This window comes from Pseudidiomarina sp. CB1, assembly GCF_024752025.1.
GTDB lineage: Bacteria > Pseudomonadota > Gammaproteobacteria > Enterobacterales > Alteromonadaceae > Pseudidiomarina.
In genome coordinates, this window is sequence record NZ_JANTPU010000001.1 from 1,477,119 (window position 1) to 1,491,885 (window position 14,767).

Sequence of the window (14,767 nt, forward strand, 5' to 3'; positions counted from 1 at the left end):
AGCCAAAGTTTAGTCCATATTTGTAAATTTGCGCTGCTAGTGCTTAGTGTTTAAGGTAGCGTTGATGGAAAGCTTCGATAGCAAGCGGTTTATCAAAGAGATAGCCCTGTAAAACCACGTCGTGATCACGCCCGGCTAAGTAGCTCGCTTGCGCCTCAGTCTCCACCCCCTCAGCAACGATACGTAAACCAAGGTTTTTCGCAATCGCCATCACTGAGTCAACAATCGTACGTTGCTCAGCATCGTCAATCGCTTGTACAAAGCTCTGGTCAATTTTGAGCTCTTGCAGCGGCAACTTGCGTAAATAAGACAGTGAGGAGTAACCCGTCCCAAAGTCGTCAATCGAAAACTGTACGCCGCTTTGTTGCAGCGCTTTCATTTTCAAGACAATGTCATTGGTATCTTCGACGAATAAATTCTCGGTAACTTCAAGTACCAGCCGTGAAGCATCAGCGCCGGAATCCTCCAAAGCACGCTCTATACAATACACAAAGTCGTATTTGCGGAACTGGCGCGGGCTTATGTTTATGGCCAGGGTCAACGGTGCCGGAAGGCGTTTAAGCTCGAGTAACGCATGCCGTACGATCCACTTACCTAAATCGACAATAAGGTCCGTTTGTTCGGCCACCGGAATAAAGTCACCTGGCGAAATCATGCCTTTTTTGGGATGGAACCAACGTATCAGCACTTCCACTCCTAAAAGACCTCCAGCGGCTGACATTTGGGGCTGTAGATAAAGCTCCAAACCTTCACCGTTGACGGCTTCGCGCAACTCACGCTCGATCTCATAACGCTTCTCAAGTTCGGCGCTGTAAGACACGTCATACACTGAGGTTTGATTGCCCCCAGCGTCTTTGGCGTTATGCACCGCTGTTTCCGCATGACGGATGATAGCATCCGCCGATTCTGCATTTTCTGGATAAATAACAATACCAGCACTCGCAGTGACGGACAGCTGTTCATCTTGCACCCGCAACGGCTGACTAAGTTCACTCAAAATCAGCTTTACTAATACTTGAGCGTCGGCCAAGACTTCGTCATGAGTCAGCAATCTCGGAGCGAGCACAACTGCAAATAAATCGCCGCCCAAGTTCGCGACAAATGCCTCATGCTCATTTGCCACACTAGCCCGAAGGCGGCTCGCAGTAGCCCGCAAAATCGCATCACCAAACTCGAAGCCGCGAACATCATTGATGCGCTGCAAACCGTCTAAGTCAAACAGCACCACCGCCCCATACTGATCACTACCCGCCGTTGTCAGAAGCCGTGCTAGGTGTTGAATACTACTGGTTCGGTTTGGTAACTCAGTGAGTGAATCGTAATACGCTAAATATTCAATTTTGGCTTCGGCTTCAACGCGCTGCGTGATATTCAGCTTACTCGCCAAGTAGTGCGTGGTATTACCCTGTTCATCGCGCAACGGTGAAATAGTCGCCCACTCGCGAAATTCGACGCCATCTTTGGTTTGGTTGTACAGCTCGCCTTGCCAAGTATTGCCGTCACTCAGCGCCTGCCAAAGTGCTTCATAATCTTGCGCTGGGGTGCGCCCAGACGAAAGCAGTCGAGGATTTTTGCCCAATACCTCTTCAGCGCTATAGCCGGTAGTGTCACAGAACGCTGGGTTAACATACTCAATGTTGCCATCAAGATCGGTGATCATGATGCTTTCGTTGGCCTGCTCTACGGCGGCTGATAACTTACGTAATTGCGCCTCACGGTGGCGACGCTCTTTTGCCGCACGGCGAATATTGTGCGCTAAAATACCAAACTCATTCGGTAAGCGAAGTGGCAAGTTTTCGTCACTAACGAAGCCGTGCCGACCAAATTGGGTGACCGCTTCGACTAACCTTTTTGCCGGGCGCGCAATGAACCGCTGCAACGCCAGCCATAACGCCAGACCCACCGCAAAAAATAACAACAATAGCAATCCCAAAGGCCACCACGGTACACCGGCAAGTTGATACCAATGAGGAGCATGCAGGTACTCAACCAACAGCACATTACGCTGCGTTTGACGATTCACCGAGAGACTTTCAATGATCGGCGCAGCCGCAACCAAGTGACTGTGCTCGGGATGAAAGTGAATGACGGTTTTGCCAGTGGTAGCAACATGACTAAGAAGCTGTGGGTCAACTTCATCCACAAAACGCTGCACATCGCCCCGGATTAAATTAGGCTCATACACAGCGACTAAGTCTTTGCGGGCGTTGACAATAGTGGCATTAACAATCCGCGGATGTACATGAAACTCGCTTAATAATTCCGGAACTGCGATGGCGCGATCCGCAGTATACATACGATTAAACGAGCCTTGAGCCACCGCAAGGCTACTGCGTAACTCTAATTGTGCACTACGCAGCGCAGCCTGTTGCTGGGCGGCAATCATAAAATAGCTAAGGCCCACCAAAATGGCTAACATTGCCGCCAACATCGGCAAGGTAATTTGTATACTCAGGCGTTGCCACCAACGTAACCTATTCACTCGTGCCCCTCGCTCAGCTGATCACAGCGCTTGAGGCCAACAACCGTATCGTAAACCCCTGACTTCCTGAGATGTTCGCTGACTTGTGGTATCTGCTCTTGCAGCAACGCTTGCAGTGCTTGATCTTGCGCAGCAGCAGGAATGAACTCAACTGTCTGTAAACCGCTTCTTAACTCGCCATCATCCAGCTCGGTGAGCGCTTGTAATGCCTGCCAAAATTCGTTTTGCTCGGCGTTTAACAAGGTCAATATTTGCTGCCAAGCCCCATTGCGCAGCAGCATGATTGCTGGTGCAAGTTCGGGCCAATGACGCTTATTAATGATGAGCACATCCGTTATTTTCAGTGCTTGATGTTGAGAATCAAAGATCACCTGGGCGCCACGCTGCTTGAGACGCTGCACGAAAGGCTGATAGGTGACAATAAGATCGACATTGTCGTTGTTCCAGGCCTGTAGGTGTTCCGTGGGTAACAATGCCTGTGTAGTAACCCGTTCGGGAGCTATCCCGTTGACCTTCATCCACTGGCTGAGTACATACCGAGCTAGGGTGCTATCTTCGAGTCCGACATGAATCGACTGCTGCTGACCAAACTGCCAACCTTCACGGGCTAAAATCGCATCCGCACCGTTCGAGTGATCGAGTACCATGGCTACACAATAATCACCTTGCGTCATCGTATTAAGACCAAGGGCATTATCGAGCGAAACAAATGCGCCAACCGCTGCATCATTACTCAACATCCGTAACACGCTCACATCCGAAACCAACATGACTGGCTTGAGTTGTTGCGGTATGAGTTGCGGGTGCGTAACTGCGGCACTAAAAACGGGCGCAGCGCCAAGCCAAGAGTTACCCACGATCACCGCTCGCTCTGCGGGTCGGTCACAGCCACTAAGAAAAAATAAGCAAACGAGCGAGAGAAAACGCAGCATGATCACAATGTGTTCATCTAGTTAGGTGCTTGATACACCACATTTTAGCAGCTTCACGGCGGGTGTGAATCAAACATTCGATTTTTCTAAACTTTTCTAAACAAAAAGCCCTGCTAAATAGCAGGGCTCTCGGGTCTACGGGACTTTGTTAAATAACTTTATGTCATTCAGAACGGAATATCGTCATCAAAGTCATTGTCAGGAATAAACGGGTCATTATTCTGCTGCTGTGACTGCTGCTGTTGCGCCGGCGGTTGTTGCGCTGGGCGTTGCTGTTGATTATTAAAGTTACTACCTTGCGCCTGTGCTTGCTGACCACCTTGGTTGTACGAGCTACTTCCGCCCTGCGACTGACTTTGGAAGCCACCGCCACCTGCACCACCGCGGCTATCAAGCATTTGTAAGTCGTTGATCACTACTTCTGTAGTGTAACGCTCAACACCGTCCTGACCTTGCCACTTGCGCGTTTGTAAGCGCCCTTCAACGTAAACTTTTGAGCCTTTGTCCAGGTATTCGCCGGCAATTTCCGCAAGACGGCGGTAGGCCACACAACGGTGCCATTCGGTTTGTTCCCGAGGCTCCCCGGTTTGCTTATCTTTCCATGTTTCGCTCGTGGCAATCGACAAGTTGGCAATCGCTGTGTTGTTTTGCGTGTAACGGATCTCCGGCTTCGCGCCTAAGTTACCGATAAGAATGACTTTATTTATGCCGCGACTGGCCATGCCTTGCTCCTTTCCTCATGTTTGATACGGCTGCACCAGCGCCGTAACTTGTTCTTCATTGTAATCAGTTTTATGTACTTTTAAATAGGCGATTTGCTCGCTTGCGACGAGCCGAACTTCTTCTACGCCCGCAACCTCGGCCAGCTCGGTCGCAAGTTCATCGACCTCGTTTGCGGCCAACTTGCGCAATCTAAAGCTCACATTTTGCCATTGTGGTGGCGGTGCCATGCCAACACTCATCAACAGCCAACATAGTAACAGCACTAAGCTGAAAGCGACAACGCCGATAAGCCCACCCCACTGTAAAATCGCTCCACCAGCAGCACCACCAACAAAGGCTCCGCTAAATTGCGCGGTTGCATAAATACCACTTGCACTGCCCTTGCGCCCCGCAGGAGCAAAGCGTGTCAATAACGATGGTAAAGTCGCTTCTAAAAAGTTAAAGCCAGTAAAAAATACCAACACTGCAGCCACATAAATCAGCCATGAGCCTTCACTAAATCCGATAATTCCGACAGCCAATGCCAAACATGCGATAGCAATGCGGAAAAACAAAGGCTGTTTACGGCGTTTTTCCGCCACGATAAGCATCGGTACCATCACCACAAACGAACCAATCAACGTCGGTAAGTAGAGCCAGGCATGTTGTTCACTTGCTAAGCCACCGGCAACCAGCTGAGTTGGCACGACCACAAAAAAAGCGGTTAATAAACAATGCAGAATAAAGACACCGATATTCAATCGCGCTAGTTGCCCATGCTTAAGTATCAAGCCAAACTCTTTGCTACTCGGCAGCAGGTCACCCCGAGCGGCGCGCACTTCGACCTTGGGTACGGCAATGGCAAAAACCAACAAACCAAACACGGCACTGACCGCAGTAAACAAGAACAGCCCCGACAAGCCAATATAAGGACCAAGTAAGGGCCCTAAAATCAACGCCAAGGCAAATGCCAAGCCGATGCACATGCCGATCATGGCCATTACTTTCGGCCGTTGTGAGTCTCGGGTAATATCTGCGGCGAGCGCTAAAATTGCGGCAGCGATAGCTCCCATGCCTTGTAGCGCACGACCGATAACGACACCAACTAGGGTGTCAGCGTAGGCAGCCACTAAACTCCCCACCACGAAAACAAGTAAACCGACAATAATTACCGGACGGCGGCCCACTTTATCCGACAACATACCCATAGGTATTTGCAGCAGCGCTTGCGTTAGACCATAGGCACCAATCGCTAGGCCGACGAGCAATGGTGTGTAATCCGGGTACGCCTGACCATAAATCGCCATCACTGGCATGATCAAAAATAGGCCTAACATCCGTAGTCCAAAGACAGCAGCTAAGGCACTAGATGAGCGGCGTTCGAGAGGACTCAGACGTTGTTCATTCGCAGACTTTGGCATCAATCTCTCATTCTTATGAATTCAATGTGTTCGAGCTAGCGACAAAATTTTGCTGGTGATTGTACCAGAAGGTGGTCACTGTGCGATAATGCTCGTTTCACATTCGCCAACGGAGTTACAGGTTACCCCTATGGACTTTATTGAAGTACGCGGCGCCCGCACCCATAACCTTAAAAATCTGCAGCTTACTATGCCACGCGATAAGCTTATCGTGATCACCGGGCTTTCCGGTTCAGGCAAATCGTCGTTGGCGTTTGATACGCTTTACGCCGAAGGTCAGCGTCGTTATGTCGAGTCATTATCGGCCTACGCCAGACAGTTTTTGTCGCTCATGGAAAAGCCTGATGTCGATAGCATTGAAGGTTTATCGCCAGCGATTTCCATTGAACAGAAATCAACATCACATAACCCACGCTCTACCGTAGGTACCATTACGGAAATTTATGATTATCTGCGCTTGATGTTTGCGCGCGTGGGTGAACCACGTTGCCCGACTCACCAAGAGCCGTTGGCCGCGCAAACTGTTTCGCAAATGGTCGACCAAGTACTGGAACTGCCGGAAGGCGAGAAGCTTATGATTCTGGCCCCGATCATCCAAGATCGTAAGGGCGAACACACCAAAGTGCTTGATAACTTAGCGGCTCAAGGCTTTATCCGTGCGCGGATTGACGGCGAGCTCTGTGATCTTAGCGATCCACCGCAACTCGAACTGCAAAAAAAGCACACAATTGAAGTCGTCGTCGACCGTATTAAAGTCCGTGAAGGCTTGGAGTTGCGGCTTGCCGAGTCTTTTGAAACCGCCCTAGAACTTAGCGGTGGTACAGCGATTGTCGCTCCATTAGACAGTGACTCGAAGCTCAACGCTATGATTTTCTCGGCTAACTTTGCTTGCCCCCAGTGTGGCTACAGCATGCAGGAGCTCGAGCCGCGCTTATTCTCATTCAATAACCCAGCTGGTGCCTGCAGCTCATGTGACGGGCTTGGTATTGAGCAATTTTTTGACCCACAAAAAGTCATCAATAATGATGAGCTTAGTTTAACGGGTGGTGCGATTCGCGGCTGGGATAAACGTAACTTCTATTACTACCAGATGTTGCAGTCGCTGGCGAAGCACTACGGTTTTGATCTAAACCAGCCCTTTAACTCGTTAAGTGAAAAACACCGCACGGTTATTCTTTATGGCAGTGGTCGTGACGACATCGAATTCACTTACATGAACGACCGTGGCGACCGTGTTGTTCGCCGCCACCCGTTTGAAGGCATTATTCCAAACATGCAACGGCGCTACCGTGAGACCGACTCCACCGCGGTGCGCGAAGAGCTGGCGAAGTACCTTGCGGCACAGCCTTGCAAAAGTTGTGGCGGTACACGTTTGCGTGAAGAAGCGCGCCATGTCTACGTTAACGACACTACGTTACCGGAAGTCGTAGCACGCTCAATTGGCGATGCGCTCGAGTTTTTCACCAAGCTTGAACTCGACGGCCAAAAAGCACAAATTGCCGAAAAAATCTTAAAAGAAATCAACGACCGCTTAGGCTTCTTGGTCAATGTCGGTTTGAACTATCTTAGTCTGTCGCGCAGTGCCGAGACCCTCTCTGGTGGCGAAGCTCAGCGTATTCGTTTGGCCAGCCAAATCGGCGCAGGCTTAGTTGGGGTCATGTACGTATTGGATGAGCCGTCGATTGGTTTGCATCAGCGTGACAACGAACGCCTGCTTAGTACCCTGACGCGTTTACGTGATCTTGGTAATACCGTCATTGTGGTTGAACACGATGAAGATGCTATTCGTGCGGCAGATTATGTGATCGATATTGGCCCCGGCGCGGGTGTCCACGGCGGTGAAATCGTCGCCCAAGGTAGCATCGATGACATCTTAAGAAGTGAGCGCTCGCTCACCGCCGACTATCTTTCTGGGCGTAAAATGATCGAGATACCGCAACAGCGGAATCAACCGACAGATAAATGGTTAACCCTCGAAGGAGCTACCGGTAACAACCTTAAGGACGTTACGCTCAAGCTGCCGATTGGCTTGATGTCATGCGTTACCGGTGTATCCGGCTCAGGCAAGTCGACCTTAATTAACGATACGCTGTTTCGCATTGCCCATCGCGACCTCAATAAAGCGACGGCCAACGAGCCTGCCCCTTATCACGCGATCGACGGTATGCAATACCTCGACAAAGTGGTCGATATTGATCAAAGTCCGATTGGTCGCACGCCACGCTCTAACCCAGCGACCTACACTGGCATTTTTACGCCGATTCGTGAGCTTTTCGCCGGCACTGAAGAAGCCCGCTCGCGGGGCTATAAACCCGGCCGATTCAGTTTTAACGTTCGCGGCGGGCGCTGTGAAGCATGCCAAGGCGACGGCGTGATCAAAGTTGAAATGCACTTTTTGCCCGACGTCTACGTGCCTTGTGATATTTGTAAGGGCAAGCGCTACAACCGTGAGACGCTCGAGATCAAGTACAAAGGTCGTAGTATTCACGAAGTGTTAGATATGACCGTTGAAGACGCGCGCGAATTTTTTGCGCCAGTGCCAGCAATCGCACGTAAACTGCAAACGCTTATGGATGTTGGTTTAAGTTATATTCGCTTAGGCCAGTCAGCGACCACATTGTCTGGTGGTGAAGCGCAACGCGTGAAGCTATCCCGCGAACTCTCGAAGCGGGACACAGGTAAGACGCTTTATATTCTCGATGAGCCTACCACTGGCTTGCATTTCCATGATATCCAGCAACTATTAACCGTGTTACATCGGTTACGTGACCACGGCAATACCATTGTGATCATCGAACATAACCTTGATGTCATTAAAACGGCGGACTGGATTGTCGATCTAGGGCCTGAAGGTGGTGCCGGTGGTGGTGAAATTCTCACTGAAGGCGCTCCAGAAGAGATTGTTGAGTGTGAACGTTCACATACCGCACGCTTTCTGGCGCCGCTACTGAAACAAGGCTAAGCTAGGGCTATGACACAGGATGTAATTAGCGGCGGGCAGTCGATTCATGCCCCAGACAACCTGAAGACCCTGCTGCAAACGATTTTGCAGCAGGCGCTTACCGTGAACGACGGCAAGGTCGCTGATTACATCCCTGCTTTAGCTGAAGTAAAGTCTGATTATTGTGCCCTCACGGTCGCCACGCTAGACGGTCAAGTCACCTCGGTTGGTGATGCTACGGCAACCTTTTCAATCCAATCTATCTCGAAAATTTTTGGTTTAATGCTGGCCATGGAACGCATGGGGGATAGCCTGTGGGAACGCGTGCAAATGGAACCTTCGGGTCAACCTTTCAACTCGATTGTACAGCTCGAATGGGAGCGTGGCATTCCTCGTAACCCGATGATTAACGCTGGCGCGATTCTGGTAAGCGATGTCTTGGTAAGCCATTACTCCGCCAGTAAATCAGCAGTGTTAAGTATGGTCCGCGGTCTGTGTAATCGCGACACCGTCTGTGTTGATAGTCGCGTACATGAATCTGAAAAAGACCACGGTGCGCGCAACGCCGCATTAGCGTACTTGATGAAAAGCTTTGGTAACATCGAAGCGGACGTTGAAGAAGTGCTGGATCACTATTTCTGGCAATGCGCATTGACCATGTCGACCGAAGATCTCGCCCGTAGTTTTGCTTTTCTCGCCAACCGCGGGAAGTGTCCACGCAGCGGCAATCAAATCACTTCACATCGCGATGCACAACGGATCAACGCGTTGCTTAGCACCAGCGGCATGTACGATCAATCCGGTCAGTTTGCCTTTACGGTCGGCTTGCCTGCGAAGAGTGGCGTTGGTGGTGGAATTGTAGCAATTGTTCCAGATTATGGCGTGATCGCGGCGTGGTCACCACCGCTAAATAGTTATGGCAATTCAGCCCGTGGCATGGCCATGATTCGCAATCTCGCCAATCAATTAGGCTTGAGTGTTTACTAAGCGCGTTAGTTCGTAACGAGCTTCGTGCGCTTGGGCGGCCACGGAAGTTTATACTTACTCAGCAGTTTGGCTAAGGTGCCATTTTCAATGAGGGGCATAACGACACGCCGCCAATCCTCCAGCGCAAAACCTTTTTCGGGATTGATTAGGGTGCGCAGCTCGTACTCGCCATAGGCTTGTGGATTGAGTAATAACCGGTCAAACCAAGGTTGCTGACGATGCTGTAACAGATATTCATCATGAATCATCACGACGTCGAGCCGGCCATTGAGTAACATCTTCATGTTCACCTCATGGCTTAACGATAGGTAGACGTTAAAACGTTCTTCAAGTATTCCCGCATCAGTTCGGTTGCCCAAAAATGGATAGTGGTAGCCGATGAGCCCGCCAAAACGTAGTCCCTCGCGTTGAAAGAATTCAGCACCACGCTGATCACGTTTCTTGACTGCCACCAAACGCTCAGCACCAAGTACCATGGGTTCGCCGATTTCTAAATGGGGCATTTGCTCAGCCCATCCCCACGTTGGCGACTCGAATAACATCAAATGGCAGCACCCAGCGTCACTGAGCGCTTTAAAGCGAGCTTTGGAAGGCACGTCATGCAATTCAAATTGATAATCGCTCTGAGCGCTGTTGAGAGCCTCTATGAGGTCACCTACTAAGTGCTCAGTATCATATGCAGAGAAATAAGGAGGAAAGTCGTATGCTGCAATACGAATAGTTTCGGCCGCACGGCTGTCGCTTGGTAGTACCGAAAGCACAGCTATAAATAGGGTAAGCAGTATAGAAACAAAATAACGCACGGCATCCTCACCTTTGCGTGGATTGCAGCTATCTTCGTCAGCGCAAGGGTAAAAGTCAAGATCAAAACCAAGAGCGCTGTTGACTTTTCAGGCATTAAAAAAGGGAGCCGAAGCTCCCCTTTTATAGCTTTACCCGTAGTAGAACTAAGGGCTACGTCGCAGTATTAGTCTAAGATCTTAGATACTACGCCGGCGCCTACAGTACGGCCACCTTCACGGATTGCGAAGCGCAAGCCTTCGTCCATCGCGATTGGGTGAATCAAGTCAACAACAAACTTCAAGTTGTCGCCTGGCATTACCATTTCTACGCCGTCTGGCAATTGCACTGCGCCAGTTACGTCAGTTGTACGGAAGTAGAACTGTGGACGATAGCCTTTGAAGAACGGAGTATGACGACCGCCTTCTTCTTTGTTCAATACGTAAACTTCCGCTTCGAACTTGGTGTGCGGAGTGATTGAACCTGGCTTCGCCAATACTTGGCCACGTTGGATCTCGTCACGCTTCGTACCACGCAACAACGCACCGATGTTCTCACCTGCACGACCTTCGTCAAGCAACTTACGGAACATCTCTACACCCGTTACGATCGTCTTCGTAGTGTCTTTGATACCTACGATTTCTACTTCGTCACCAGTGCGCACGATACCACGCTCTACACGACCTGTTACTACAGTACCACGACCTGAGATCGAGAATACGTCTTCGATTGGCATGATGAACGGCTTATCGATATCACGCTCTGGCTCTGGGATGTAGTTATCCAAAGCTTCTGCCAATTCTAGGATTTTCGCTTCCCACTGCTCTTCGCCTTCCAACGCTTTCAACGCTGAACCTTGAATCACTGGCAAGTCGTCACCTGGGAAATCGTACTCAGAAAGAAGTTCACGAACTTCCATCTCTACCAATTCCAACAACTCTTCGTCGTCTACCATGTCACATTTGTTCATGAAAACAACGATGAACGGCACGCCTACCTGACGTGACAACAAGATGTGCTCACGGGTTTGTGGCATAGGGCCGTCAGTGGCTGCTACTACCAAGATAGCGCCGTCCATCTGCGCAGCACCGGTGATCATGTTTTTCACATAGTCAGCGTGTCCTGGGCAGTCTACGTGTGCGTAGTGACGCGTCGGAGTATCGTACTCAACGTGTGAAGTTGAGATGGTGATACCACGCGCTTTTTCTTCTGGTGCGTTATCGATCATTGCGAAGTCTTTCGCAGCGCCACCGTAGGTTTTTGCCAAAACGGTAGTGATCGCAGCAGTCAGAGTAGTTTTACCATGGTCAACGTGGCCGATAGTACCTACGTTCACATGCGGTTTCGAACGTTCAAATTTTTCTTTTGACATGACTTTTCCTTAACTTAAGTTAAAAGTCCGGTCCCGTAGAGAACCGGACCAGACTCTACTTAATCTTTAGTTTGACGAGCGGCAATAACCTGCTCAGCAATGTTGTTTGGTGCTTCAGCGTACTTCAAGAATTCCATTGCATAAGATGCGCGGCCCTGAGTCTGCGAACGCAGGTCAGTAGCGTAACCGAACATTTCTGATAATGGAACTTGCGCGCGAACTTCTTTCAAATCACCTGCAGCATCTTCCATGCCTTCGATGATACCGCGACGACGGTTCAAGTCACCAACTACGTCACCCATGAATTCTTCAGGAGTAACAACTTCAACTTTCATCATTGGTTCTAAAATCGCTGGGTTAGCTTGCAATGCACCTTTTTTGAAGGCCATGCTACCGGCGATTTTAAACGCCATTTCTGATGAGTCAACATCGTGGTATGAACCATCATACAACGTTGCTTTTACGCCAAGTAGTGGGTAGCCAGCAAGTACACCATTTTGCATTTGCTCTTGGATACCTTTGTCTACCGCAGGAATATATTCCTTCGGTACGACACCACCTACGATTTCGTTAACGAATTCGTAGTTAGGCGTTTCGTCGTCAGAAGCATCAAATTCCATAGGTTCAAGTTTCAGCCAAACGTGACCGAATTGACCACGACCACCTGATTGACGTACGAACTTACCTTCAACTTCAACGCCCTTACGGATCGTTTCACGGTAAGCAACCTGAGGTTTACCTACGTTACACTCAACGTTGAATTCACGCTTCATACGGTCAACGATGATATCAAGGTGAAGTTCACCCATACCAGAAATGATCGTTTGACCAGACTCTTCGTCAGTCTTCACGCGGAACGACGGATCTTCTGCAGCCAACTTACCTAAAGCAATACCCATTTTTTCTTGGTCAGCTTTAGTTTTTGGTTCAACCGCAACAGAGATTACAGGCTCTGGGAATTCCATACGCTCAAGCGTGATGATGTTGTTCGGATCACACAAAGTGTCACCGGTCGTAACATCTTTCAAGCCGATCGCAGCTGCAATATCCCCTGCCAAGATTTCTTTGATCTCTTGACGGTCGTTTGCATGCATCTGAACCATACGGCCGATACGCTCACGCTTGCTCTTCACTGGGTTATATACGGTGTCACCTTGTGACAATACGCCCGAGTAAACGCGCAAGAACGTCAAAGTACCCACGAACGGGTCAGTTGCGATTTTAAATGCCAACGCTGAGAAAGGTTCGGCATCATCTGATTTACGAACACCTTCAGACTCGTCTTCAAGAATACCGCGAATCGCTTTAACTTCTGTCGGTGATGGAAGGTACTCGATAACAGCATCAAGTACAGCCTGAACACCTTTGTTCTTAAATGCAGAACCACATAAGCAAAGTACGATTTCGTTGTTCAACGTACGCTCACGCAAGCCTTGTTTGATCTCTGCTTCAGTCAGCTCACCTTCTTCAAGGTATTTGTTCATCAACTCTTCGTTAGCTTCAGCGGCAGCTTCAACCAACTCGTTGTGATACTGCTCAGCTTGATCAACCAAGTCTTCAGGGATCGGATCATAAGTAAAGGTCATACCAGAATCTTCTTCATTCCAGTTGATTGCCTTCATTTTGATCAAATCGACGACGCCTTTGAAGTTATCTTCAGCACCGATTGCCAAGTGAATTGGCACTGGCGTTGCGTTCAAACGAGATTTAATCTGGTTCACAACACGCAAGAAGTCTGCACCTGCACGGTCCATCTTGTTGACGAATACCATGCGTGGAACTTCATACTTGTTAGCTTGACGCCAAACAGTTTCAGTTTGCGGTTGTACACCTGAAGATGCACACAGAACGACTACGGCACCATCGAGTACACGCAATGAACGTTCTACTTCAATGGTGAAGTCAACGTGTCCAGGGGTGTCGATGATGTTTACGCGGTGTTCTGGGAACTGTGCGTCCATACCACGCCAGAAACAGGTTACGGCAGCAGAGGTAATGGTGATACCACGCTCTTGTTCCTGTGCCATCCAGTCAGTAGTTGCTGCACCGTCATGTACCTCACCAATTTTGTGAGATAGACCGGTGTAGAACAACACACGTTCTGTAGTGGTTGTTTTACCTGCGTCTACGTGAGCACAAATACCGATATTACGATAGCGCTCAATCGAAGTTTTACGGGCCATAAATTCCTCTTTAGGTTAACTGTGAATTTACCAGCGATAGTGAGCGAACGCTTTGTTCGCTTCGGCCATACGGTGGACGTCTTCACGCTTCTTCACAGCAGAGCCTTTGTTTTCAGATGCGTCTAGCATTTCACCTGCTAGGCGCTGAGCCATGGATTTTTCACCCCGAGTACGCGCGGCATCAACTAACCAACGCATAGCCAGTGCATTACGACGCACTGGACGAACTTCTACAGGTACTTGATAAGTAGAACCACCAACGCGGCGCGACTTAACCTCTACTGTAGGACGTACGTTGTCCAATGCTTCTTCAAATACTTCTAAGTGCTCTTTCTTGGTCTTTTCAGCCATGATGTCTAAAGCACCGTAGATAATTTTCTCTGCGACAGATTTTTTGCCGTCAACCATGACGACATTGATAAATTTAGCCAACAACTCTGATCCGAACTTAGGATCCGGTAGGATTTTACGTTGACCAATGACGCGTCTTCTAGGCATCTTAATATTCTCCGATTAATTCAGGGTATTCCCCAAAACTTTAAATTACAGTGTTTGGCCTTACTAACGGAGAACCGTTAAGACTTCGGCCGCTTCGCGCCGTACTTCGAACGGCCTTGTTTCCGATCGTTTACGCCGGCACAGTCAAGCGCACCGCGCACTGTGTGATAACGAACACCTGGCAAGTCTTTTACACGACCGCCGCGAATCAATACGACTGAGTGTTCTTGCAGGTTGTGACCTTCACCACCGATGTACGAAGAAACTTCGTAACCGTTCGTCAAACGCACACGGCATACTTTACGTAGCGCTGAGTTCGGCTTTTTCGGGGTAGTAGTATAAACACGGGTACATACACCGCGTTTTTGTGGGCAAGCCTCAAGTGCCGGAACGTTGCTTTTAACAACCGGCTTTTGACGACCTTTGCGCACCAGCTGATTAACTGTTGCCATTCATAACTCCTGATTTT

General features: G+C 49.4%; 11 protein-coding genes. 2 read left to right on the forward strand and 9 right to left on the reverse strand.

Annotation, left to right across the window (positions count from 1 at the left end; genetic code table 11):
* Positions 1–43: 43 nt before the first annotated feature.
* The 4 genes from NV375_RS07095 to NV375_RS07110 form a co-directional block, all read right to left on the reverse strand.
* Positions 44–2,482, reverse strand: a complete 2,439-nt coding sequence (locus NV375_RS07095) for a GGDEF domain-containing phosphodiesterase (RefSeq protein ID WP_258807481.1) — start codon at positions 2,480–2,482, stop codon at positions 44–46.
* Positions 2,479–3,339, reverse strand: coding sequence for a hypothetical protein (locus tag NV375_RS07100; RefSeq protein WP_258807482.1), 861 nt, complete (start codon positions 3,337–3,339; stop codon positions 2,479–2,481). The genes NV375_RS07095 and NV375_RS07100 overlap by 4 nt, the downstream gene beginning before the upstream one ends.
* Before the next feature lie 242 nt (positions 3,340–3,581).
* The gene (gene ssb / locus NV375_RS07105) at positions 3,582–4,136 is read right to left on the reverse strand and encodes a single-stranded DNA-binding protein (protein ID WP_258807483.1); all 555 of its coding nucleotides are present in this window, start codon (positions 4,134–4,136) and stop codon (positions 3,582–3,584) included.
* Positions 4,137–4,151: 15 nt separating this feature from the next.
* Positions 4,152–5,537 carry an MFS transporter gene (locus tag NV375_RS07110; protein WP_258807484.1) on the reverse strand — a complete coding sequence of 462 codons (1,386 nt, stop codon included), beginning with the start codon at positions 5,535–5,537 and terminating at the stop codon, positions 4,152–4,154.
* 130 nt (positions 5,538–5,667) lie between these two features.
* Between NV375_RS07110 and uvrA the strand changes: the two genes are divergently transcribed.
* Both uvrA and glsB read left to right on the forward strand, forming a co-directional pair.
* Positions 5,668–8,499: an excinuclease ABC subunit UvrA gene (gene uvrA, locus NV375_RS07115; RefSeq protein ID WP_258807960.1), complete on the forward strand. Its 2,832-nt coding sequence runs from the start codon at positions 5,668–5,670 to the stop codon at positions 8,497–8,499.
* Between the two features lie 9 nt (positions 8,500–8,508).
* On the forward strand, positions 8,509–9,465 hold the full coding sequence (gene glsB, locus NV375_RS07120; RefSeq protein ID WP_258807485.1) for a glutaminase B: 957 nt from the start codon (positions 8,509–8,511) through the stop codon (positions 9,463–9,465).
* A 5-nt stretch (positions 9,466–9,470) separates the two neighbouring features.
* On the opposite strand, the gene NV375_RS07125 is transcribed toward glsB, so the two are convergent.
* From NV375_RS07125 to rpsL, 5 genes are all read right to left on the reverse strand, one after another.
* The gene (locus NV375_RS07125) at positions 9,471–10,268 is read right to left on the reverse strand and encodes a transporter substrate-binding domain-containing protein (RefSeq protein ID WP_258807486.1); all 798 of its coding nucleotides are present in this window, start codon (positions 10,266–10,268) and stop codon (positions 9,471–9,473) included.
* A 164-nt stretch (positions 10,269–10,432) separates the two neighbouring features.
* The gene (gene tuf, locus NV375_RS07130; RefSeq protein WP_258239816.1) at positions 10,433–11,617 is read right to left on the reverse strand and encodes an elongation factor Tu; all 1,185 of its coding nucleotides are present in this window, start codon (positions 11,615–11,617) and stop codon (positions 10,433–10,435) included.
* 59 nt (positions 11,618–11,676) lie between these two features.
* Entirely contained in the window at positions 11,677–13,800 is a 2,124-nt protein-coding gene (gene fusA / locus NV375_RS07135; RefSeq protein ID WP_258807487.1) for an elongation factor G, read from the reverse strand.
* A gap of 27 nt (positions 13,801–13,827) precedes the next feature.
* Positions 13,828–14,298, reverse strand: coding sequence for a 30S ribosomal protein S7 (gene rpsG / locus NV375_RS07140; protein ID WP_126771749.1), 471 nt, complete (start codon positions 14,296–14,298; stop codon positions 13,828–13,830).
* Positions 14,299–14,375: 77 nt separating this feature from the next.
* Positions 14,376–14,750, reverse strand: a complete 375-nt coding sequence (gene rpsL / locus NV375_RS07145; RefSeq protein WP_126771751.1) for a 30S ribosomal protein S12 — start codon at positions 14,748–14,750, stop codon at positions 14,376–14,378.
* Positions 14,751–14,767 lie beyond the last annotated feature (17 nt).